Source organism: Streptomyces colwelliae (assembly GCF_048158785.1).
Classification (GTDB): domain Bacteria; phylum Actinomycetota; class Actinomycetes; order Streptomycetales; family Streptomycetaceae; genus Streptomyces.
On the sequence record NZ_JBLTJC010000729.1, the window covers coordinates 1 to 2,056 of the forward strand.

Here is a 2,056-nt window from a genome sequence, read left to right on the forward strand (position 1 = left end):
CCTCAGCATCGTTCATGCGACTGGACGCGTCGTTGTCAAGACTGCGGTCCACGGAGCCCCGGCGTTGAACTCCAGCGCTAGGCGGCCACGTTGGCGCGGGTCGCGCAGCGGTCCGAGCAGTAGCGCCGCGGGTTCCGTGCTTCTCGCCGTCCGGCTCCGAGGTGACCTGGTAGGACAGCAACTGCTGGAACGGGCCGCCTTCTTGGGCGGCGAGGTCCTTGTAGGTGCCCTCCTGCACGACTCTGCCCTCGTCGAGGACAACGATCCGGTCGGCCACGGCGACGTTGGTGATGCGATGCGTGACCAGCAACACCACCCGGTCCTGGGCCAGGTCCCGCAGCCGCTGGAAGATTCTGTATTCGGCGCGAGGGTCGAGGTTGGCGGTCGGTTCGTCGAGGACCAGGAGCCCTGCCTCGCGGAAGAATGCCCGGGCGAGCGCGATGCGCTGCCACTGGCCGCCGCTCAGTTCCTCGCCGTTCAGCCACTCGCGGGCCAGGAGCGTGTCCAGGCCGGCGCCGAGCTTATCGACGACCTCGTCCGCGTCGGAGGCCTCGCAGGCTTCGAGGACCGCCGCGTCACCGCGGGCCGTGGGCTGCCCCTGGGTGACATTCTCGCGGACCGTCAGCGGCCAGTGCGCGTAGTCCTGTGGCACCAGGGCCACCTGCTGCCACAGTGCCTGCGGGTCGGCGTCGTCGGTGGGGACGCCGTCCCACAGCACCTGTCCTCCAGTGGGCAGGTACAGGCCGCTGACCAGCTTCGACAGCGTTGATTTCCCCGATCCGTTGAAGCCGACCAGTGCTGTGACCTCGCCCCGGCGCAGCGTGAGCGAGACGTCGGACAACGCGTCCTGGTCCTTCCCGGCGTAGCGGTGCGAGACCGACTTGATCTTGATCTCGTTTGGTGGCGCTGGCCGGTGCTCGCCGCGGCGCATGGTGTAGCCGCCGGCCAAGTCGAGGAACCGGGTCCAGTCGTCCATGTAGAGGCCGGTACGCACGGCACGGGCCCCGACGGCGACCAGCCCGCGTACAGACTGGCCCACCGTCTGCAGAGCGAAGACGGCCGTGCCGGCGTGGCCGACGCTGATGCGGCCGGTGGCCAGCAGCCACACCACCGCCGCCCACACGACAGCCGATCCGAGGCCGCCGCACAGCGCGCCGAACAGCGACATGCGGGCGCCCTTGTCGGCCGCGGTCCGGTCTTCGCGGTTGATCCGGGCGACCGTCTGCCGGTACCGGCCGGACAGGAATTCGGCCATGGTGCCGGCGCGGATCTGGTCGGCTGCCTCGCGGGTGAAGATGTGCCAACGCAGCACCGACAGCATGCGGTTGTCGCCGTTGCTGCGGAGGTTCGCCAGGTAGCGGACCCGGGCGGCGCTGACCTGGGCAAGGGCCTGCGGCAGGCTGGCCACGACCAGAAGGGGAAGCAGCACCCAGCTCACGCTGGCCAGCACGATGGCCCCGGCGAGGAAGGAGGCCGCCGAGGCGATCAGGTCCTGGCCCTCGTTGACCAGGTCCCCGGTGACCTGTGCTCCGCGGTCGGCGGCTTCGCGGTCGCGGTTGAAGTCGGGGTCGTCGTAGGCGGAGAGCTCCACCTCGGCGCAGCCGGTGAGCAGCATCTGCTCGGCTTCGCGCGACATGAGCGGGCCCAGTCGGGAGGAGAGCCAGCTGACGGTGATGCCCAGCAGCGCCCGCACCCCGGTCGCAGCCGCCAGCAGGGCTACGGACGGCCATGCCTGGAGGAGCCGATGGTAGACGTCGCCACTGGTCAGCAGTGCGGTGAGGGTTCCGCTGATCGCGATGAGGCCCAGGGCCTGCATGACGCCGGCGACCGTCTGGCACAGCAGGAGACCGGTGGTGGCCTTCCGGTCGACGCGCCAGGCCAGTGCCAGCGAACGCCGCACCAGCTGGGGCAGGCGCCGGGCCATGTCGCGCATCCGGATGGAGCGGCCGGCCGCTTCACGGCTGCCGGTCAGGTCCACGTACCGCATCTCCGGGGCGGGGGAGGGCTGCTCCGCGCCGGCGCCCAGCGCGGCTTGCGGTGACGCGGTCGGCGGGGC

The 2,056-nt window shown here is 70.9% G+C and carries 1 protein-coding gene; it reads right to left on the reverse strand.

Features of this window, described 5'->3' with window-relative positions; genetic code table 11:
- Nucleotides 1-1,987 (reverse strand): ABC transporter ATP-binding protein (locus tag ACNFOC_RS53735; RefSeq protein WP_416966220.1); only part of this gene is annotated, 1,987 nt, incomplete at its 3' end.
- Between the last annotated feature and the right edge of the window lie 69 nt (nucleotides 1,988-2,056).